The following is a 20,964-nucleotide window of genomic DNA, read 5'->3' as shown; positions in this document are numbered from 1 at the left end:
GGCTGGTGCTCATCCGGGGGGAGAGCGGCGTGGGCAAGACCCGGCTCGCCCTGGAGGTGACCCGGCTGGCCGCGCAGCGGGGGCTGCTGGTGCTCACCGGCCAGTGCGTCGGGCTCGGCGTCGGAGAGGCGGCGGAGCCGGGCCCGTCCACGGCGCCCCTCCACCCGCTGCGGCCCCTCCTGCTCACTGTGGCGGACCTAGCACGCGCGGGCGGCGAAGCCGAGGCACAGCGGCTCCTGGGCGCCCGGGGCGCGGTGCTCGCGGCCTACGAGCCCGCGCTGGGAGGGCTTCCAGGCCTGGGGGAACCCACGGCGCCACCGGAGCTGCCCCCCGATGCGGCGCGGGCGCGGGTGATTGATTCCGTGAGGCAGACGCTGTTCGCGCTGGCGGCCTCCACGCCCCTGGTGCTGCTGCTCGACGACCTCCAGTGGATGGACGAGCTGTCGCTCAGCGTGCTGGAGACGCTGGCGGAGGAGCCCCTCGCGCGCCCCCCGGTTCTGGTGGTGGGCACCTATCGCTCCGAGGAGACGCCCCCGGTATTGGAGACGCTGGCGCGCGCCCCGGGCGTCACCGTCATCCCGCTCGGCCGGCTGGATGGCGCCAGCGTGGGCAGCATGGTGTCGGGGATGCTGGCCCTGCGAGCCCCGCCGGTGGGCGTGCTCGATGTGCTGGTGCGCCAGTCCGACGGCAACCCCTTCTTCGTCGCGGAGTATCTGCGCGCGGCCATCAGCGAGGGGATGCTCACCCGGGATCCCCGCGGGCGCTGGCACTTCGATGAGCGGGGCACCGCTCCGGACTCGCTGGCGGCGCTCCCCCTTCCACGCACCCTGGCGGAGCTCATCGACCGCCGCCTGTCGCGGCTCGACGGCACGGGACACGCCCTCGTGGCCTGGGGCAGCGTGCTCGGTCGGGAGTTCGACGCGGAGCTGCTGCTGGCGGACACCGGGCACTCCGAAGGCGCCCTGCTGGGAGCGATGGAAGCGCTCCGGGTCCGCAACATCCTCGAGGAGGCCGGGGCCGGGCGGCTCCGTTTCGGCCACGACAAGCTGCGGGAGACCGCGTACGAGCGCATCCCCGTGGCGCGGCGGCGCGCCCTGCACCAGCGCGCCGGGGAGCTGCTCGAGGCGCGGCACGGCGAGGCCGCGGACCTGCTGCCGGTGCTGGCGCATCACTTCGCGCGGGGGGAGGTCCACGACAAGGCCAGTCACTACTTCGTCCAGGCGGCGCGGCGGGCCCGCGCGGCGTACGCGAACGGAGAGGCCATCGCGTTCTACGGGAGCGCCCTCACGGAGGGACAGGCCCTGCTCGCGTCAGGGGACGACCCGGGGAGGCACGACGCCCTGGGCGCACTGCAGGAGGAGCTGGGAGACGTGCTCGCGCTCGCCGGGCGTCAGGCGGAGGCGCGCGCGGCCTATCAGCAGGCACTCACGCGCGCATCGGGAGCATCGCTCGGACGCGCCCGGCTGCTGCGCAAGGAGGGCAAGACCTGGGAGACCCACCACCAGCACGACGAGGCCCTGGCGTCCTACGCCGCCGCGGAGCGGGCGCTCGAAGCGTCCCAGGAGGGCCGCGCCGAGGGCTGGTGGCATGAGTGGCTCCAGCTCCAGGTGGACCGGGTCTCCGTCCACTACTTCGCCGCCCGGCAGGAGGAGATGGAGGACCTGGTGCGGCGCGTACAGCCCGTGGTGGAGCAACGGGGCGCCCCGGTCCAGCGCGCCAGCTTCTTCCAGGCGCTCGTGCAGAAGAACCTCCGGGCGGAGCGCTACCGCACCTCTTCCGAGACGGTGGAGCATGCACGAGCGAGCCTGCGGGCGCGCGAGGAGGTGGGCGAGCCCGGCGCCGTCGCCTCCGCGCGTTTCGCCCTGGGCGCGGTGCTGCTGTGGCACGATGCCTTCGGCGAGGCCCTGGACGTCCTGACGGAGGCGCTCCGCGCGGTCGAGCGCAGGGGAGACCTGCCCATCCAGGCCCGGTGCCTCACCTACCTGGCGATGCTCCACCGCCGGCGCCGGAAGCTGGAGCCCACCCGTCAGTGGTCGAATCAGGGCCTTGAGGTCGCCACCGCCGCGCGGATGGCGGACTACGCCGGTGCGGCGCAAGCCAACCTCGCGTGGGTGGCACTGCGGCGCGGCGACCTCGGGCATGCCGAGCGACAGGGCCTGGCGGCGTTGGACGCCTGGAAGCCGTTGCCCCTCGTCTACCCCTTCCAGTGGACGGCGCTGCTCCCGCTGGCGTGCATTGAACAGCGGCGGGGCCGGCATGCCGAGGCGGTGGCGCGGCTCCACGCGGCGCTGGATCCGAAGCAGCAGCGCCTCCCCGACGCGCTCGGCGCCTGCTTCGCGCGGTGCGTGAAGACCCTGGAGCACGGCCCCACGGCCCACCTGGGCGACCTGCTCCAGCGCGCGCTCACGGAGGCGGAGCGAGAGGGCTTCCTGTAGCGGTCCGCGGCTTCGGCAAGAAGTTGCCGGAGCGCAAGAAGTTGCCGGGAAGCGTGGCACCTTCTTGCCCCGGTGCCCCGCGCCTCCTACGGCACGCCCTGGCATGGGCACTGCAATCCGTTTCCGGAACCCGCTGCCCGAGGACACGCCATGGCTCTCTCCCTCTCCGTGGATCACCCGTACCCCGCACTGACGAAAACCAATGGAAAGGCGTTCTCCATCACACTGTCCGGGGCCAAGGGCCCCATCGAAGTGACGCCGGACGACTCCTTGGCCCTGGGTTTCACGATTGGATCGATGAACCCGGACGGCCCCTTCACCCTCCAGCTGCAAGTGCACGCGGATGTCAGTGAGCCCAAGGTTCACACCTACAACATCCGTGACAGCAATAAATCCCAGCTGAGCGCGCATGTCCTCGTCATGCCAGAGCCCAGCTCCAATCACGTGCTGGTCTTTTTCTTCGGTGCTGATGGTAACATGTACCTGCTCAGCCACAAGAGAGGCGCGAAGCCCGTCGTGACGCGACTTCCCGACTATCCTGCCAATGCGACGCCCATCAGCAAGCACAAGCAAGACGCGGACAAACATCCTCCCTTCTTGATCCCTCCTCTCTCCGGCACTGAAGCTGCGTACGTCACCTGCTACCTGCTGGACCTCCAGACGCTGCCGCCTGATGGCAAATGAGCACCCTGTGACAATCCAAACATGCCGCAGCGAGGAGCCCGAAGCGCCCTCGGCGAAACACCACCGTCACGGGACGCATCGACAGACATCTCCGGAAGCGACCGTGGAGCGGGTGCGGCCGTTGCTGCCCCTGATGGGGATCACCCGCGTCGCGGACGTCACCGGGCTCGACACGCTCGGCATTCCCGTGGTGATGGTGTGCCGGCCCCGTGCCCGCTCGCTGTCCGTATCGCAGGGCAAGGGGCTGACGCTCGCCGCCGCTCGGGCGTCGGGCCTGATGGAGTCGGTGGAGCATTACCATGCCGAGCACATCACCCTGCCGCTCAAGCTGGGAACGGTGAACGAGCTGCGCTTCGGGCACCACCTGGCCGCCATCGACCTGATGGCCCGGCACGCCGCGACGGAGCTCCATGACAACCTCCGGCTCTTCTGGGTGGCGGGCGCGGACCTCGCCGCGGGCGGCACGCCCACCTGGGTGCCCTTCGAGCTGGTGCACACCGACTTCTCGCTGCCCATCCTCGCGGGCAGCGGCGCGTTCCTGATGAGCTCGAGCGGACTGGCCTCGGGCAACCACCGCCTGGAGGCGGTCAGCCACGCCGTGTGCGAGCTGGTGGAGCGCGACGCCGTCACGCTCTGGCGCCTCGCGGGGAAGGCCCACCAGGACAGCCGGCGCGTCGACCTCTCCACCGTGGAGGATCCGGGCTGCCGCGAAGTGCTCGACCGGTACGAGCGCGTGGGCGCCACGGTCTTCGTCTGGGAGGTGACCTCGGACGTCGGCATCGCGGCCTTCGCATGCACGCTCGTGGACCGCGAGCCGGACCCCTACCGTCCCATTGGCCCGATGGGAGGCTTTGGCTGCCACCCGTCGCGGGGCATCGCGCTGCTGCGCGCGCTCACCGAGGCGGCGCAGAGCCGGCTGACCCTCATCACCGGTGCCCGTGACGACGTGCGCTTCGGGATGGGCAGCCTGGAGGAGGACCTGGAGGCCGCGCGCCGGTGTCTGGCGACGCAAGGGGCCGTCCCCGCGCGGCGCAGCTTCCTCCAGGCGCCCGACCACGCGAGCGACACCTTCGACGAGGACGTGAGCTGGGAGGTGGAACAGCTGCGCGCCAGGGGCCTCACCCAGGTCATCGCCGTGGACCTGACCCGGCACGAGCTGGGCATCCCGGTCGTCCGGGTGGTGATTCCGGGGCTGGAGCCCCTCAATGACATTCCCGGCTACGTGCCGGGGGCTCGCGCGCGAGCGTGTTTGCGGGAGGCCCATCCATGAAGCTCTTCGTCTTCACCGGCCCGACCCTCTCCGCCGACGAGGGCCGCACCCTGTTGGATGCCGTCTTCCTGCCTCCCGCGGCGCAGGGAGACGTCTACCTCGCGGCGCGCGAAAAGCCCGTGGCCATTGGCATCATCGATGGCTACTTCGAGCGGGTGCCTTCCGTCTCGCACAAGGAGGTCCTCTGGGCGCTGTCCCAGGGCATCCACGTCTTCGGCGCCTCCAGCATGGGAGCCCTGCGCGCCGCGGAGCTGGCGCCCTTTGGAATGGAGGGCGTGGGCACCGTCTACGACGCCTACCAGAGCGGCAGGCTGGAGGCGGACGACGAGGTGGCCGTCACGCATGGCGCCGCCGAGGACGGCTTCCGCGCCACGAGCGAAGCGATGGTCAACGTCAGGGCCACGCTGCACGCCGCCGAGCGCGCCGAGGTCATCTCGCCAGGAAGCCGCGCCATCCTGGAGCGGCGGGCGAAGTCCTTGTTCTATCCCGACCGGCGCTACCCCACCGTCCTCTCACTCGCGGAGGCCGAGGGTGTGGCCTCCGCGGAGGTGGAGGCCCTGCGCGCCTTCCTTCCCACGGGTCGGGTGAACCCGAAGCGCCAGGATGCGCTCGAACTGCTCCGGATCCTGCGGGAGCGGACCGCCCAGGGACTGGAGCCCAAGCAGGTGCGCTGGCATTTCGAGCGCACGGATGCGTGGGAGTACATCCGCGCGAACGCGGAGCGGCGCGCTCAGGGCCCAGGGACGAAAGGCCTGGCCGCCGTCCGCGGTTGAGCGGACAAGAGGTTTCAGTGAAGGCCGCGCTGACCGAGAAACACCCGCATGGGGTTTCTTCGCGTCGGCAGGCTCGGGGCTTTTGGAAGAGGCCCCAGCAGCGACATGGACTTCCCCTCCGCGGGCTTCAGCCACGAAGGGGAAGTCGAACATGTTGCCCGGAAGGTTGTGTGTCACGCGACCCAGCGTTCTCATGCCCGGGTGCGTGAGCCCCGACACCGCTCACGGGACCCTGGGCCGGGACTACGCCGCGCGCGGCAGGGGCAGGTGCGCGTTCTGGAGGAGGCCGCTCTGCGGCCGGGCCTTCGTGGGCACCGGGACGTTGGCGCTCGACGGCGTGGTCACCATCATGCCGAGGATGATCGGCTGCACGTTGTTCTGCTGGATGGTCACGCTCTTCGCGGAGTCATCCCAGTTGGTCGAGAGCGACGACGAAGAGCTGCTGCTCGTCGTGGAGTAGAACGGGCCGACGCCGAAGCCACTGCTCTGCTGGCTCGCCTGATACGCCATCTGGTAGTCCGAGGCGCTGAGGTAGAGCGTCACCTTGGGCAGCATCACCACCACCAGGCTGTTCGGGATGGAGAGGCTCTGGGGGTTGCGGTATGCGTACATCAGGCTCGAGTCGTACCAGGCCCCCGGCTGCAACTGCACGGTGGTGAGGCCCTGGAAGGTGATCTCGATCCGGAACTCGCTGGCGCTGGTGTCGATGTTGAGCGCCTGGCCGCCCTGGGTGCTCGAGCCGCTGGCGAAGAACGCGTCCCAGCTCGTCCTCTTGAAGTACTGGGACTGGTTCTCGTCATACTCCTGCGCGCCGGCCTTCAGCGTGAACGAGACCGCGGGCGGCTGCCCCCGCGCCGGCGCCACCGACATGGTGTCCGCCCAGGTGGAGAACTGCGCCAGCGAACCGGGCACGTAGCTGGGCACCACCATCGCGCCCGCATCCGTCGTGATCGCCATCTCCGCCGTGGTGTTGGGCGTGCGGGCTGTCAGGTCCCGCCGCACCTGGTCCACCACCGACTTGGCGCGGGCGATGGCCGCGTAGTCCTGGCCATAGGCCGCCGTCATGTCCGCATAGAGCTGCGCATTGGCCGCGTCCACCGCACCCTGGCTCGCCTGGAGCGTGCTCCCGGCACTGGTGGTGTTGACGTAGTCCTCGAAGCCCGTCCACTTCCCCGGGAACATCTGGGACTGCTGCTGATACGCCTGGTAAACGCTGGCCATGGTGGCAGTCTGCTGCGAGGTGGCCTTGGTGACGGCATCCTGGTCCTGCTTGATGACGGCCATCTGCGACGGAGAGGGATTGCCACCCTGCGGCTTGAGATTGTCGATGTAGGTGGCGTAGTCGCTGAAGAAGCTGTCACCTGAAGGCGAGTAGGTGCCGACCTGCTTCAGCATCTGGTCCCCCAGAGTGTAGACCTGCGCGAGCGCCTGACTGGTGGTGGGGGCCTGCCCGAGACTCGTCGCGCTCGTGGCCAGGTTGGCTGTCAGGGTGGTCCCGCACAGCACGAAGTTGGCGCCAGCCCCAGGAGGCATTCCCTGAGCATTGATGAGGCCCTGGACATACATCAACCACAGATTCTGATCAGTCAGCATGTGTTGCTCGCATGTCGAAGAACTCATGGAAGCCTCATGCTTCCCGTGTCGACGACGAGACAAGGCTTTGCAGAATGCATGCCTCCTCCACGTGGGAGGGGCCCCGTGAGCGTCAAGGGCGGTGTGGCGTGAGAGGGCGCCGCCGCTGGCCCCAGGTCTTCCGGCAGGAAGTTGCCAACGGGAGTTGCCGGGCAAGGTCTCTCGGCAAGAACTTGCCGCCCCGTTGGGGCGTCCTCCCGGGCATCGTCGATAGACAAGCCCCAGCCGCTTCATTCCTTCCGGCTGGGAGGGAACCCGGGCTCAGTGCAGGTAGACCACCAGGCTCACGGGGTTCTGGTACTGGGTGCTGTACGGTGTCGACGTGCCGGCCGTCACCGAGTAGCCAGGCATGGTGCTCGTGTTGCTGGAGACCGTCACCACCTGGTCCGTTCCCGTCTCCGGGGTCACGAGCCCCGCGACGAAGATGCACGAGCCGGACAGCCCGCTCGCCGTGAGGGTGAAGGTGACCGCCTGGTTCGCAGAGGTGCCCCGGCTGTCCCAGGAGCCCTCCTGGATGACGTATTGGGCGGAGCCGCCCAGCGGTGCCGCGGTCTGCTGTCCGGTGGTGCCCAGCACGGTGGTGTGGGTGAAATTGGAGACGGCCTCGACCGTGACTGCATTGGGCGTCTGGTTCACGACGGTCAGGATGAAGCAGTCCGCCTGCGTCTCGTTCTCCTCGTAGGTCGCGAACGGCCAGAGCGTGGCGTTGGTGAAGAAGATCTCCGGGATGTAGCCGGTGTTCCAGATGAGCTGCATCATCGGGTCGGGCGCGTAGCCGCTGCCGTCGGACTTGGCGAGCGCGTAGACGGTATACAGACCGTTGGGGAACGACTGCACCCAGTACGCCGAGGTGGGAGTGATTCCCCCGGTCACTGAGTTCATCGTGCTCTCATCGAGCCCCGTCCAGCAGTAGATCTCGTAGGCTGCCGGCAGCAGGATCTGGAAGGCGGACAGCATGTAGGCGTTCGTCGCGGCCGGAATCAAGTCCGGTCCGTGCTGTACCGGCCAGGCCAGGGACTGCGGCCCCGACGCAAGGATCTGCTGCTCCACCGCCTGAAGCATTCCCCAGTCTCCCAGGATGGTGGCCTCCTGCTGGACGAGGCTGCTCAGGATGCTCTCGAAGTTGCCGCTCAGCGTCCCCCAGAGTTGCACGATGGGAACCTGAAAGGGATTGGGGCTCACCGCGCCGTTGGCCACCGCCGTGCCATAGGCGCACGACAGCAGGTTGGCCACCACGGAGAAGACCACCCACCCTTCCGGGTCCATGACATTGAGCGCGGCGTAGGCGAGTCCCTCCAGGAACGCTCCGACCTTCCCGCTCACCGCGGTGCTGGGATCCTGGATCTCCGCCGCGGCGATGGCCTGGTTCAGCCGGTAGCCATCATCGAGGAACAGCTCCGTGTAGTAGCTCTGGAAGAGCTCGAAGAGGCGCCGGACGTCGGCCGCCGCCCGGAGCTCCGCCGCCAGCTGTGTGCGCACCGTCTCGAAGTCCGTGGTCGTGAAGTCGCCGCCACTGGCCTGGGGAAGCGCCTGGAGATCGGCGCGGCGCTGGCCGAGGTCCACCGCCAGGTTGGAGTAGAGGGACCGGAAGTCGAACGTCGCGGGGTTCTGGTTGTAGAGCGCCGCGAGCTGGGCCTGGATGAAGGAGAGCGCCGAGGCCAGGGCCGGGGTGCCGCCGGTGCCGGTGTAGTCCGGGAACCCGGTCGCGGGCTGCTGGACGATGGTGTTCAGCTGATAGCCTGGAACCGCGACCCACTGCTGCGTGGCGGAGCCTTCCACCTTCTGGTTCACCACCACCTGGTTCGTCATGACCCCGTTGGGGTTGATGTCGAGCACCACGCCGAGATTGCTCGTCAGGCAGCCGTCGCTGGTGAAGGTCCAGAGCTCGTTGGGTGCGCCTCCCCCCCACGGCCAGGTGACCACCGCGGTGCCATTGGCGGCCATGCCCCAGAAGACATTGAGCGCCTGACCGGTGAGCTTGCTCCGGATGGAGCCATCGCTCCCGATGAGCCAGAACTGATTGTCGGTGGCCACCTTGTTCTGCGGGTACACGTCCACGGCGGCGGTGGGGTACGGGACGCTGTGGTAGACCTCGAGAACCTGCTGGGTCCCCTGGTTCACGATGAGCTGGTACCAGGAGGGGCTGTCGTCGGCCATGGGGGACTCTTGTGGAAGAGGGAAGGGCCGGGGACGCCGGCGCCCTCAAGACTTCACACAAGCCGAATGCCCCGTCGACTTATCGATTCCATCCCGTGGGCAACGCGGGCTGCCACCCGGCGCTTCAGGCCGCGTCGTGGAAGATGATGCCCGCCGTGTGTCTTTGTCCTGAACGCACCCGGCTGACGCCATGTCGGAGGTTGACGCGGTAGGTGCCCCGCGTCCCCTGCACCGGGCGGTGGTGGACCGCGAAGACCACCGCGTCTCCCTGCCGCAGTGGAACCACTTCCGGCCGTGACTGCATCCGGGGCCGCTGCTCCGACAGCACGAACTCTCCGCCCGTGAAGTCCCGTCCTGGCTCGGACAGGAGGACGGCCACCTGGAGCGGGAAGACGTGCTCCCCGTACAGGTCCTGGTGCAGGCAGTTGTAATCATCCACGCCGTACCGCAACAGCAGGGGCGTGGGCCGCACCTGTCCCGCCTCGTGACAGCGCGCGAGGAAGTCCGCGTGCACGTCCGGATACCGCACGTCGATGCCCATGGCCGTGTTCCAGCGGTTCGCGAGCGGCGCGAGGTGGGGATACAGCGCGGTCCGCAGCTCTGACACCACCTCCGGCAGGGGATACTCGAAGTATTGGTATTCACCCCGGCCGAAGCCGTGACGTGCCATCACCACCCGGCTGCGAAACGCGTCCTCCACGTCATACAGCAGCGCCAATGCCTCACACTCCCCGGCGGTGAGCAGCCCGTCCACGACGGCGCAGCCCCGCGCATCCAGCTCCCGGGCCACTGCGTCCCACTCCACCGCGCGCACCCGCTCCGCAATCCCATCCACCGGACGGACCGCGAGCGCACCTCCTCCCCGAGCGCTCATCGGTTCGCCTCGCGCTCCAGCAGCACGCGCTTGCGCTCCACGCCCCAGCGATACCCGGAGAGGGCCCCGTCGTGGCGCACCACCCGGTGGCAGGGAATCGCCACCGCCAGCGCGTTCGCTCCGCACGCCTGCGCCACCGCGCGGACCGACTTCGGTGAACCAATCCGCTCCGCGATGTCCGTGTAGCTCGCCGTCTTCCCCGCTGGGATCTCCCGCAGCGCCTGCCACACCCGCTGCTGGAACGCCGTGCCCCGCACATCCAGGGGCAGATCCAATCCCACGCCCGGGGCCTCCACGAAGCCGACCACCCGGGCCACGAGCTTCTCGAACTCCGAGTCCCCGCCCACCAGCGTCGCCTGCGGGAAGCGATCCTGGAGGTCCTTCGCCAGCGCGTCGGGGTCTTCCCCCATCAGGATGGCGCACACGCCCCGGTCGCTCGCGGCCACGAGGATGGGGCCCAGGCTGCACTCGCCAATGGCGAAACGGATCTCGGTGTTCGTGCCGCCTGCTCGGAAGTTCGTCGGTGTCATGCCCAGGACCTGGCTGGAGGTTTCGTAGAAGCGACCGCTGGAGTTGAACCCGGCGTCGTAGATGGCTTCGGTGACGGAGCCGCGCCGGGTGAGTCCGTCGCGGATCCGCTCGGCCCGGTGCGCCGCCGCGTAGCCCTTGGGCGTCAGCCCGGTGACGGCCTTGAACACGCGGTGCAGGTGGTAGGGGCTCATCCCCGCCCGGTCCGCCAGCTCCTCCAGGCTCGGGGGCTGTTCGGCGCCCTGGATGAAGCGGCACAGCTCGGCCACCTGGTCCGCGTGCCGCACGGCGAGCGAGGGCTGGCCCGGCTTGCAGCGTTTGCACGCGCGGAAGCCCGCCTGTTCCGCCGCCGCCGTCGTGGCATGGAAGGCGACGTTCTCCGGCCGGGGCGTCCGGGCTCCGCAGGACGGCCGGCAGTACACGCCCGTCGTCCGGACGGAATAGAAGAAGCGTCCATCCGCTCCCGCATCCCGCGCGGCGACCGCCGCCCAGCGCGGGTCGCCCAGGGTCGCCGCCGCGAGGCCCTCCACCTTTGTCGCCATGTGCATTGCCTCCCGTTGCGTGCGGTCCTCATGACCACGCCAGGAAACTAACCCCAGCGCTCCGGGCCAGCACTCCGCGTCTTGCGCTCGAATTCGGAAGGGGGCCCCCGCGCCCCGGAGGACCCGGGGCGCGGGGGAAATCACGAGTCCTTCAACGGCAGGCGTCCACGAGCCGGCGCTCCGGCCGCTGCTCCCAGCCGCGCTCATGGAACGCGGCGCCCACCACCAGCGGCATCGTCACCGTGGCCTCGCCGTACACCATCTGCTCGTGCACGGTGGACACCTTGCCCCAGCTGCTGGCCTCGCGCAGCGTGGACCCTGACAGCGCGCCGTCGCGCTCGTCCGCCACGGTGAGCTGCACCGCGTACTTGTGCATGGACACCGGCTGGTCCACGAAGTCCGCCGCCACCACGATGTCCTGGGCGAAGTTCTTCGGCACGCCGCCGCCCACCATGAACAGCCCCGAGTCCTCCATCCGGAGCCGGCACTTCGTCAGCTCCAGGAAGTCCCTCGCGCTGTCGATGGACACCTGCGGCTTCCCGGCCCGGTGCCACTGGTGGTGCACCAGCCCGAAGCCCGCCGAGCAGTCGCTGAACGCCGGGCAGAAGATGGGCACGCCCGCCTCGTGCGCCGCCAGCACCACGCTGTCGCGCGTCTTGCCGTGCACCGCTAGGTGCCTGCCCATCTCCCCGATGAACTCGCGCGAGGAGTACGGGCGCGGCTCCAGGCCGGCGGCGATGCTCGCGATGGTGGCGTCGCACTCGCGCAGCTGGTCCTCGTCGATGTACGTGTCGTAGATGCGGTCGATGTGCAGCTCGCGCAGCGCGTTGTCGTCCGCGTCCGCGCGGCCCTTGTAGTGGTGGAAGCCCAGGGCCTCGAAGAAGTCCTGGTCCACGATGGGCGCGCCCGTGGAGACGATGGCGTCCACCATCCGGTGACGCACCATGTCCACCACCACCTGCTTCAGCCCCGCGGAGAACAGGCTGCCGGCGAGGCAGAGGATGACGCCGCACCCGGAGTCACGGAGCATGGCGTCATAGAGGGTCGCGGCGCGGTGCAGGTTGCGCGCCTGGAAGGCCATGTGGCCCATGGCCTGGACGAGGGGGCGCATGTCGAACGCCTTGATGTCGATGTGCTGGATGGTGTCGCGGAGCAGCTCGGTCCTGCTGGGAGTCGTTGTCACGGCGGGTGTACCCCGACGGCCTTGGATGGAGGTCGGGAGGCCCTGGGCCGACAACAAGCACCACCCGAGACGTCCTACGGTCCGGCCCGCGAACGGGGGGGACCGCCATCGGAGACGTCAGGTGGCGTGCGACCCCTGTCCTCTACCACGCCAGCCAGGCAGATGGTGAACAAGACACGCCTGCACGCTCGCCAACGGCGTGACAGGATGCCGCACCCCACTTCCCAGGTTCTCTGGATGAGCAAGCCATGCCCCACCTCCGACTGATGTGGAAACGCTCCCGTCTGCTCTGGCCCTCGCTGCTGGCCTGTGTCGCCGCCCCCGTCTGGGCGGCACCCGCGCCCGTCGCCGTGCCCAACCCAGGCTTTGAAGCCTCCGCCAGCGCGGGCCTTCCCCAGGGCTGGACCGCGTCCGGCCAGGGCAAGGTGTCCACCACCGCCGACGCGAAGTCGGAAGGCAGCCGCGGGCTCGTCATCGAAAGCCCCCAGGGCGGCGCGGAGACGACCGTGCAGTCCGAGCCCGTGAAGCTCCAGGTGGGCCGCCTCTACCGGCTGAGCGCCTGGGTTCGCACGAAGGGCGTGCAGGCGGATGCGCAGGCGCGCTACCCCACGGCGCTGGGCGCATGTCTGTCCATGCAGAGCTTCCCCTTCACCAACTGCTCTCCACCGCAGGGCGCGGACGCGAGCGGCCGGGTGCAGGTGATGTTCTTCGCCACGCAGTCCAGCGACCGCGTGCAGGCGCACCTGGGCCACAACGGCAAGGCGACCGGCACCGCGTGGTTCGATGACGTGAAGCTGGAGGAGGTGGACGACATCACCGCCTACGTCCCCATGGAGAGCGTGCGCTGGGCCGGCAAGGGCTTCCGGTATGACGACGGCGGCTGGGTGTACGTGCACATCGAGGGCGAGCCCTACGAGCGCGGTCGGCAATTCGGCGAGCTCGTGTCGCAGGAGATCGTCCGCTACATCGACAAGCTGGGCGTGCAGAAGGACAAGGCGGACTCCGCCAAGGGCTGGGCGCAGGTGCGCCTGCTCGCGGACTCGCTCTTCCTGCGCCGCTTCGACCCCGAGTACCTGGAGGAGATGAAGGGCATCGCCGACGGCGCCAACGTGGCCGGCGCGAAGTTCAAGGGCCCGGACGCGAAGGAGCGCGACCTGGACCTGTTGGACATCGTCGCGCTCAACTCCGCCGTGGACCTGGGCCAGTTGGAGGACGCCAACCGCGTCACGGCGTCACCGCTGTCCGGCCGCACCTTCCTCAAGGGCGAGGACGAGAACGGCCGGGCAGGGGAGGGTGACCACTGCTCGTCGTTCGTGGCCACGAAGTCCGCGACGAAGGACGGCCGCGTCGTCATGGGGCAGATCTTCATGTGGAACGGCTACACCGGCGTCCACTGGGACGTGGTGCTGGACGTGCAGCCCACGAAGGGCCACCGCTTCGTGATGCAGACCTTCCCGGGCGGCATCCACAGCGGCGCGGACTGGTTCCTCAACGACTCCGGCATCGTCATTGGCGAGACGACCGTGGGCCAGACGCCCTTCAACATCGACGGCACCCCGCAGAGCAACCGCATCCGCAAGGCCGCGCAGTACGCGTCGTCCATCGATGACGTGGAGCGCATCCTCAAGGACCGCAACAACGGCCTCTACACCAACGACTGGACGCTGGCGGACACCAAGACGGACGAGGGCGCGTGCCTGCTGCTCGGCACCGCGAAGACGCGCCTGTGGCGCACCGGCAGCAAGGGCAAGACGGCCGACACGCCCGGAAACCTCAAGGACTTCATCTGGGCCAACAACAACAACCGCGACCCGGAGGTCCGCAAGGAGTCCGTGCCCAATGCCAGCAACGCGCCGGTGGACCTGGCCTTCAACACCTGGAACCGCGACATCGCCTTCCAGGAGGCCTACGCGAAGCACGGCAAGGGCGGCTTCGACGTGGACAGCGCCACGCGGATGATGGCGTCCAGCCCCATCAACCGCCCCCACGCGTGTGACGGCAAGGTCACCACGTCGGAGATGGCGGAGAAGCTGATGTTCCTGGCCCACTACGGCAAGACGACGCTGCGCGAGAAGATGGTGGGCAGCCGCTGGATCCCGGACCTGCCCGGCGCCACGCCGCACCTGTCCCTGGGCTACACGGCCTTCAGCCCCATCTACGTGGCGGACAAGCTCAAGGCCGCGAAGGCGCAGCAGAAGCCCGAGCCCAAGGCGGAGAAGCCCAAGAAGGACTTCGCCCGCGTGAAGGACGCGCTCAGCTTCGATGAGAAGAAGCTGTGGGCCAACACCGTGTTCCCGGCCACGGACGCGGACAACTGGTTCGGCAGCGGCTCGGCCGCGTACTGGACCCTGCTCAAGGACCTGCCGGAAGGGGAGGACCTGTCCAAGGCCTTCGACGCCCAGCGCGACGCGCTCGCGGAGCTCAACGCCCGCTACCTCTACATCACCGCCCGCGAGGGCGACGTGGTGCCCACGGCCGCGCGCACGGACTACGGCCGCTATGGCCCATACGCCGTCCCGCGCATCAAGGGGACCTACCTGCTGCACCAGCTGCGGCTGACGCTGGGCAACGCGAAGTTCGCGCAGGTGATGTCCGCGGTGCACGGCCGCTTCGCGAACAAGAAGCTGTCCACCCAGGACTTCATCAAGACCGCGTCGGAGGCGGCGGGCCGGGATGTGGGGCCGCTCGTGAAACAGTGGGTGGAGCGCGGGGGCCTGCCGGCGCCGCGCCTCACCTCGCGCGCGCAGAAGGCGAAGGAGGGTTACGAGGTGACGCTGAAGGTGGACCAGGCCGGCAAGCCCTGGCAGTTCGCCGCGCTGGTGGAGGTGCAGACGGAGAAGGGCGCCACGCTGGAGCGCGTGGAGGTGAAGGGCGCAAGCGACACCTTCACCGTGAAGGTCGCGGACAAGCCCGTGCGCGTGGTGTTCAACGTGGGCAATGACATCCCCGTGGCCCGCGAGCGCTACCAGACCCTGGCCAACACGCTGGACGACTGGGAGAAGCTCCTCTTCGTGTACGGCTCCGCGCACCAGGTGGAGTCCATGCGCACGCTGGCGCTGAACTACCGCGAGCAGCTCGCGGACGCGTCGCCGGAGAAGCTGGCGCCCCTGAAGCCGGACGCGGAGGTGACGGACGCGGAGCTGGCGGACCGCGACCTCGTCGTCTTCGGTGGAGCGGAGGACAACGGGCTGCTCGCAAGGCTCCAGGCGGAGAAGAAGCTGCCGGTGGAGCTGGGCCGGCGCTACTTCCGCTGGCAGGGCAAGACGTACGGCCGCGCGGATGACGGCCTCGCGCTGGCGCTGCCCAACCCCTGGAACCCGAAGCGCACGCTGTACCTCTTCGTCGCCAACAGCGGCCTGGAGCTGTGGCACATGACGCGCACGTTCCAGCGCGGCCTGCAGAGCTGGGCCCTGTTCCGCTCGGGCGAGGTGAGCACCAAGGGCTTCCACACCCCGGACAGCCTCACCCAGGAGCTGTCCGTGGACCTGCCCGCGCCCAAGCTGGGCATGCTCACGCCGTAGCAGGTTGCTGAAGAACCCCGGTGCGGAGTCGCTCTCCCGCACCGGGTGGCCAGCGCCCCCGTCACGGCCGCCGCGCCCCGAGGATGTTGTGACCCGTCTGACACAATCCCAGTCAGGGGCGGTGTCACTGACGTGTGATACAGAATATTCCTCACCTGGAGACTCCCATGCGTCTACGCGCCCTTGCCTTGACCTGTTTCGCCGCACTCGCGGCCTGTGACAACACCCCCATCGAATCCGAGTCCACGGAGGAGCTGGGCGTCAGCACCGCCGCGGAGACGGCGACTCGCCTCTACGCCACGGTGGGCGACAACGAACTGAGCTTCGAGACGCTCGGCACCTTCGAGCAGCGTGACGGCGTCCGCGCCCTCGTCATCCGCGCCACCGCGAACCGCTACCTCGCGGACGTCTACAGCTTCGTCCCCGATGACCTCTTCGGCGACGCGAACATCATCAGCGAGCGCCGGTTCGAGATCGTCCTGCACGACGGCTACGAGCTCAACACGATGCTCTCGGGCCTTCCGCTCTTCGTCAAAGTCATTACGAACACGGGGACGCCGCGCTCGTACACCGCGCGCATCGTGGTGGCCCCGCGTTTCTTCGACTTCCGCGGCTCCTCGGGCATCTGGATCGACGAGGCAGTGACCCCCCGCTACGTCGTCCAGCCGAACAACAACCTCCTGTACCGGGGCCACGCCTCGGTGTCCGGGTACATCGACTGGCTCACCGTCACGGCGCCCGACGGCATCCCGTCCGTCTACGGCCGGCCCAACTACCGCCTCGACTGGTCGTACCCGACGCTCCAGCAGGCCATGGACCCGCACACGGTCCCGCTCAACTTCAGCGCGGGGGGCGATAACGGCGCGACGATGCAGAAGACCGCCCGGCTCGTGGCGCGCGTGACGGAGCTCGCGCTCACCGACGGCGACGCCTACGAGGTCTGGCCCAGCCTGCCCTGCGACCCCGTCGTCTCCAACTGCTACCACTCGCAGCCCGCGGGCACGACGGACTTCAGCCAGTGCGGCACCTACCGTCAGGTCCTGCGCTGCACGTACTGAGCGGCCCGCGACAGGTGTCACCCGGCGGTTGTCGCGAACGGGCCTGTTCCCCCGTGGGGTGTCCTGGGGGAGCAGGCCTGTCGTGTCAGTGCTTCAACGCAGCCCAGCTCTTCAAGCACGACCTCCAACTGCGGGTCACAAAGGGGATGACACGATGAGCACAGGAAGCTTCATCTGGTACGAGCTGATGACGAACGACCCAGACGCCGCCGCCAGATTCTATGGCGCCGTCGTGGGATGGAAGGTCCCCGATCAGCCCGCCCCCATGCCGAACGGACAGGACTACCGCATGATCATGCGCGGCGATGGCGGCTCCGCTGGCGGCGTGCTGCGCCTTTCGCAGGACATGCTGCGGCATGGCGCACAGCCTTGCTGGCTCGGCTATCTGCACGTGGCCGATGTCGATGCGTCCATCCAGGCCATGGTGGCCGATGGCGCCAAGGTGCTGATGCCGCGCATGGAGCTACCCGTCGGCAAGATCGCGATGGTCGCCGACCCGATGGGCACGCCCTTCTACGTGATGGCGCCGATTCCCCCACCCGGCAAGCCCGAGGCGAAGAGCGACGTATTCGACGTGAAGGAGTCGCAGCGCATCCGCTGGAACGAACTGGCCAGCCCCGATCTCGCGCGCGCCAAGACGTTCTACGCGAAGCATTTCCATTTCCAGTTCAACGACGTGATGCCCATGGGCCCGATGGGCGACTACTGCTTCATCGACCACGACGGCGTTCGGCTCGGCGCCATCATGCAGAAGCCCGCCGCAACCCCCGGCCCCACCGGCACCTGGCTGTTCTACTTCGGCGTCCCCTCGGTCGCCGAGGCGCAGCGCGCCATCGCTGCCAACGGCGGCACAGTGCTGCAAGGTCCGCACGAGGTGCCCGGCGGCGACTGGATTGTCGTCGCGACGGACCCCGCGGGCGCCGCGTTTGGTGTCGTAGGACGCAAGGGCCCATGAAACAAAGAGCGCCCTCCTGGCTCCGACGAAGTTGCGCGGCGCCAGGGGCCATCTGACAGGGATTCTGGCTTCAGTGCCCCCAGGTCCCCGAGTTCCAGAGCGCGGTGACGACGTCCTCGTCATGGATGATGAGGTTGCCGTCGTTCTGGAGGATCCTGGTGCCGGACGGCGTCTTCGTGCCACGGGAGGGCGGTGTGCGCTTCGAGGCGGTGCCGCCGCCTCGGGCAAACCTCACGAGGTTCCACGGCGTCTTCGCTCCAGCCCTCACCCTCCACAGGGCCTCTCTCCCGCCGATACGCGCCCTCCGCGATGGGGGCGTACGCGCCGGCGAGGCCCGACACCCGCACCGGCGCCAGCACGGGCCCCGGGTACACGGCGATGGCGTGGTTCGAGCCCGTCAGGGGCGGGTTGTCCGCGAGGGCAGCCCGGCTGGAGATCAGCACGGCCACGGCCGCGAAGAGCACGAGGGAAGGGGAGCGGTGGACGATTCGGAACCATGACGACCTGGGCGGCCTGCAATGGAGCGCGGCCCAGGCCGCGGTGAGGCCACCGGCGCTCAATCCGGATGAAGCCTCCGCGCGAAGAAGGCCAGGATCTCGTCGCGCGCCGTGCTCGTCGGCTCTCCGGCCGCGTCGATGAGGTGGGCCGTCACGACGCTGTGCGCTCCGCCAACGACCCGTTCGAAGAACGGTGGGGGCCTGGGGTTCGCGGCCGAAGCTGGCAGTACCTTCGGCAGGAAGCGCGGCCCCAGCGCTTCGGCATAGGCCGCGAAGCGCTGGGCCGTGCAGTAGCGATCGCCTTCGAAGCGGTACGCGAGCACCGTCAGGTCCTCGCGCTCGAGCCGCTCCTTCACAGCCGCGGCTTCACCGGGGGCGATTTGAATCGCGCCCGGGGTTTCGAGCGGCAGCGAGGGCTGGCAGAGGACGGGCGCCAGCACCGCGGGCTCGAGCATCATGCTGAGCGCGAAGTTGCCGGTGAAGCACATCCCGATGGCGCCGACGCCGGGGCCTCCGCATTCCTCGTGCGCGAGGCGTGCGAGCGCGCGCAGCCACTGCGTCACGGGGCTCGATTCGTTCGCCGCGAACGCGCGGAACTCCGCGCTCACGCACGCTCGCTTCATCACGGCCAGCCCTGCTTCCGCCTGCGGATAGGCACCATCCCTCCCGAACAACGACGGCATGTAGACCGTGAAGCCCGCGTCTCGCACCCACCGGGCGAAGCGCGCGACGTGGGGGCTGATGCCCGGCATCTCGGCCATGACGATGACCGCAGGACCGCGACCGGCGACGTAGACCGGGCGCATGACCGAATCGAGGGTGATGGACCGTCGCTCGAAATCGTCGAGCGGGTCGTCAACGGTGGACTCAGGGGCGGAAGCTCGCATGCCTGGACGATGCGGAAAACCCACCGTCCAGGCCAGTGGCGAGATTGACAAGCTTCGGTCTAGTCTTGCCATCGTGATCACCCATGTCGTTCTGGATGGAGTGGCCGAAGGCCCGCTGGGCGTCGGACTCGACGTGGTCGCTACGGCCACGCGACTCGTGGAGGCAGGCCTCTGCCCTGGGCCCGGGCGAGCGGAGCCGCTGCGTCAGCGCGTGGTGTCGCTCGACGGCCGTCCCGTCCGCTCGGGCACGGGCCGCTCCGTCTCCGTGGACGGCACGCTCAGCCTCCGGAGCGTGAAGGCGGGAGACGTGCTGCTGGTGCCCGGACTCTCCGCGGCCAGCGAGCGCGCCATCGAGTCCCTGCTCTCCCGCGCCGACACCTCGCGCGGCATCGAGCTCCTTGCGCGCGCGGCGGCGAAAGGGGCGATGGTCGCGGCATCTTGCTCGGCGACCTTCGTCCTCGCCGCGGCGGGGCTCCTCGCGGGACGGAGCGCGACCACGACCTGGTGGCTCGTGTCAGCGTTCGCGCGTCGCTTCCCTGAAGTCACCGTCCGCGCGGACCGGATGGTCGTCGAGAGCGAAGGCGTCCTCACCGCGGGCTCGGCCTTCGCGCACGCGGACTTGATGTTGGCCATCGTCGCTCGCGTCGCGAGCCCGTCGCTCGCGCACCTGGTGGCTCGCTACCTCGTGCTCGACGAGCGCGTTTCACAGTCAAGGTACATGGTGATGGAGCATCTGCGCGTCGCGGATCCGGCGCTGCGCGCGGTCGAACGATTCGTCGCGGCGAACCTCGGCCGGCAGCTGACGTTGGACGAGCTTGCCCGCGCCGCCGCCACCTCCACGCGGACGCTCGCACGGCGGGTCCAGGCCGGCCTGGGCATGACGCCGCTCGAGTTCGTGCAGCGAGTCCGCGTGGCTCACGCCTCCCACCTCCTGGAGACGACCCGGGAGTCGGTCGAGGAGGTCTCCGCACGGGTGGGCTACGCCGATGCGGCCGCGTTTCGCCGCGTGTACAAGCGGTACGCCGGCGAGACGCCACGAGGACGGGGAGCGGGGGCCACCCGGAAGCGGTGAGCTGCGTGAGGTGTGGAGGGAGGCGGCGGGTGCTGCTGCCGGCTGTCAGGAGTACGCGGAGGGGGAGGGCGCGCATGGACGCGATGCCAGGCAACTTCACGCGGACGTCGACAGGCGAGAGGCCTGCGCTGCCTCAGGCTGGCGAGTCCCGGTACGCGGCCGCTCCGGCGATGACGTGGAGGGTGCGTGGGCGCGAAGCACCGGAATTCTACCCGGATGATATTGACTGGCTAATTTTACCCGGGTATTAGTCCGCGCGCCGTACCCCACCGGAGTCCGTCATGTCCGTCTCCACGAAGCGCCCGCCCGGGCTGCTGTTCATCTTCCTCACCCTGCTCATCGACCTGCTGGGCCTGGGCCTCATCATCCCCGTCATGCCGGAGATGGTGGGGCGGCTCGTGCACGGCATGGGGGGGACGGCGCAGGCGTACGGCGTGCTCATCAGCCTCTACGCGACGATGCAGTTCCTGTTCGCCCCGCTGCTCGGCGGCCTCAGCGACGCGTACGGCCGCAGGCCCGTGCTGCTGCTGTCCGCGCTGGGCACGGCGGCAAGCATGGTGGCCGTGCTCTACGCCCCGTCGCTCGGCTGGCTCTACGCGGCGCGTGCGCTCTCGGGGGCCACCAGCGCCAACATCACCGCAGCCAACGCGTACATCGCGGACATCAGCACCCCGCAGACGCGCGCGCGCAACTTCGGGGTGGTGGGGGCGGCCTTCGGGCTCGGCTTCGTGGCGGGCCCGGCCCTGGGAGGCCTGCTCGGCAGCGTGGACCTGCGCCTGCCCTTCATCGCCGCCGCGGCGCTCGCGCTCCTCAGCTTCGTCTACGGCCTGTGGGTGCTGCCCGAGTCCCACCCTGGCTCTTATACACATCTCCGAGCCCACGAGACGCGTAGTAAA

General features: G+C 69.2%; 16 protein-coding genes. 9 read left to right on the top strand and 7 right to left on the bottom strand.

Annotated elements, in window-relative coordinates:
* The 4 genes from D7V93_RS12705 to D7V93_RS12690 form a co-directional block, all read left to right on the top strand.
* Positions 1-2,435, top strand: a 2,435-nt coding sequence (locus D7V93_RS12705; RefSeq protein ID WP_147451155.1) for an ATP-binding protein, incomplete at its 5' end; no start/stop codon positions are given.
* A gap of 150 nt (positions 2,436-2,585) precedes the next feature.
* Positions 2,586-3,119: a hypothetical protein gene (locus D7V93_RS12700; protein WP_120643653.1), complete on the top strand. Its 534-nt coding sequence runs from the start codon at positions 2,586-2,588 to the stop codon at positions 3,117-3,119.
* Positions 3,109-4,389 (top strand): YcaO-like family protein, encoded by a 1,281-nt coding sequence (locus D7V93_RS12695; RefSeq protein ID WP_120643652.1) that lies wholly within the window; start codon positions 3,109-3,111, stop codon positions 4,387-4,389. The genes D7V93_RS12700 and D7V93_RS12695 overlap by 11 nt, the downstream gene beginning before the upstream one ends.
* The gene (locus tag D7V93_RS12690; protein ID WP_120643651.1) at positions 4,386-5,162 is read left to right on the top strand and encodes a TfuA-like protein; all 777 of its coding nucleotides are present in this window, start codon (positions 4,386-4,388) and stop codon (positions 5,160-5,162) included. Before D7V93_RS12695 ends, D7V93_RS12690 begins: the two co-directional genes overlap by 4 nt.
* Before the next feature lie 243 nt (positions 5,163-5,405).
* Here the strand turns inward: D7V93_RS12690 and D7V93_RS12685 are convergent, their stop codons facing one another.
* The 5 genes from D7V93_RS12685 to D7V93_RS12665 form a co-directional block, all read right to left on the bottom strand.
* Positions 5,406-6,755, bottom strand: a complete 1,350-nt coding sequence (locus tag D7V93_RS12685) for a hypothetical protein (RefSeq protein WP_120643650.1) — start codon at positions 6,753-6,755, stop codon at positions 5,406-5,408.
* A gap of 300 nt (positions 6,756-7,055) precedes the next feature.
* Positions 7,056-8,951, bottom strand: coding sequence for an RICIN domain-containing protein (locus tag D7V93_RS12680; RefSeq protein ID WP_120643649.1), 1,896 nt, complete (start codon positions 8,949-8,951; stop codon positions 7,056-7,058).
* 124 nt (positions 8,952-9,075) lie between these two features.
* Positions 9,076-9,825 (bottom strand): 2OG-Fe(II) oxygenase, encoded by a 750-nt coding sequence (locus D7V93_RS12675; RefSeq protein ID WP_120643648.1) that lies wholly within the window; start codon positions 9,823-9,825, stop codon positions 9,076-9,078.
* On the bottom strand, positions 9,822-10,895 hold the full coding sequence (gene ada / locus D7V93_RS12670; RefSeq protein ID WP_120643655.1) for a bifunctional DNA-binding transcriptional regulator/O6-methylguanine-DNA methyltransferase Ada: 1,074 nt from the start codon (positions 10,893-10,895) through the stop codon (positions 9,822-9,824). Before ada ends, D7V93_RS12675 begins: the two co-directional genes overlap by 4 nt.
* A gap of 151 nt (positions 10,896-11,046) precedes the next feature.
* Positions 11,047-12,078, bottom strand: coding sequence for a 1,9-bis(guanidino)-5-aza-nonane synthase (locus D7V93_RS12665; protein WP_120643647.1), 1,032 nt, complete (start codon positions 12,076-12,078; stop codon positions 11,047-11,049).
* A gap of 248 nt (positions 12,079-12,326) precedes the next feature.
* On the opposite strand from D7V93_RS12665, the gene D7V93_RS12660 reads away from it, so the two are divergent.
* The 3 genes from D7V93_RS12660 to D7V93_RS12650 all read left to right on the top strand — a co-directional run bounded on the left by D7V93_RS12660 (position 12,327) and on the right by D7V93_RS12650 (position 17,612).
* Complete coding sequence (locus D7V93_RS12660; protein WP_120643646.1) at positions 12,327-15,599, top strand: C45 family autoproteolytic acyltransferase/hydrolase; 3,273 nt, start codon at positions 12,327-12,329, stop codon at positions 15,597-15,599.
* Between the two features lie 167 nt (positions 15,600-15,766).
* A complete protein-coding gene (locus D7V93_RS12655; RefSeq protein WP_147451154.1) occupies positions 15,767-16,657 on the top strand; it encodes a hypothetical protein in 891 nt (296 codons plus the stop codon).
* 154 nt (positions 16,658-16,811) lie between these two features.
* On the top strand, positions 16,812-17,612 hold the full coding sequence (locus tag D7V93_RS12650; protein WP_120643644.1) for a VOC family protein: 801 nt from the start codon (positions 16,812-16,814) through the stop codon (positions 17,610-17,612).
* A gap of 70 nt (positions 17,613-17,682) precedes the next feature.
* Here the strand turns inward: D7V93_RS12650 and D7V93_RS44885 are convergent, their stop codons facing one another.
* Together D7V93_RS44885 and D7V93_RS12640 are read right to left on the bottom strand one after the other, a co-directional pair.
* The gene (locus D7V93_RS44885; RefSeq protein ID WP_158623724.1) at positions 17,683-17,847 is read right to left on the bottom strand and encodes a hypothetical protein; all 165 of its coding nucleotides are present in this window, start codon (positions 17,845-17,847) and stop codon (positions 17,683-17,685) included.
* 321 nt (positions 17,848-18,168) lie between these two features.
* Complete coding sequence (locus tag D7V93_RS12640; protein WP_120643643.1) at positions 18,169-18,996, bottom strand: dienelactone hydrolase family protein; 828 nt, start codon at positions 18,994-18,996, stop codon at positions 18,169-18,171.
* Between the two features lie 100 nt (positions 18,997-19,096).
* On the opposite strand from D7V93_RS12640, the gene D7V93_RS12635 reads away from it, so the two are divergent.
* Together D7V93_RS12635 and D7V93_RS12630 are read left to right on the top strand one after the other, a co-directional pair.
* Entirely contained in the window at positions 19,097-20,068 is a 972-nt protein-coding gene (locus tag D7V93_RS12635; protein WP_244237269.1) for a GlxA family transcriptional regulator, read from the top strand.
* Positions 20,069-20,349: 281 nt separating this feature from the next.
* Positions 20,350-20,964 (top strand): MFS transporter (locus D7V93_RS12630; RefSeq protein ID WP_120643641.1); only part of this gene is annotated, 615 nt, incomplete at its 3' end.

This window comes from Corallococcus llansteffanensis, assembly GCF_003612055.1.
GTDB classification, from domain to species: Bacteria; Myxococcota; Myxococcia; order Myxococcales; family Myxococcaceae; genus Corallococcus; species Corallococcus llansteffanensis.
This window is presented reverse-complemented; position numbering and strand designations above follow the sequence as displayed.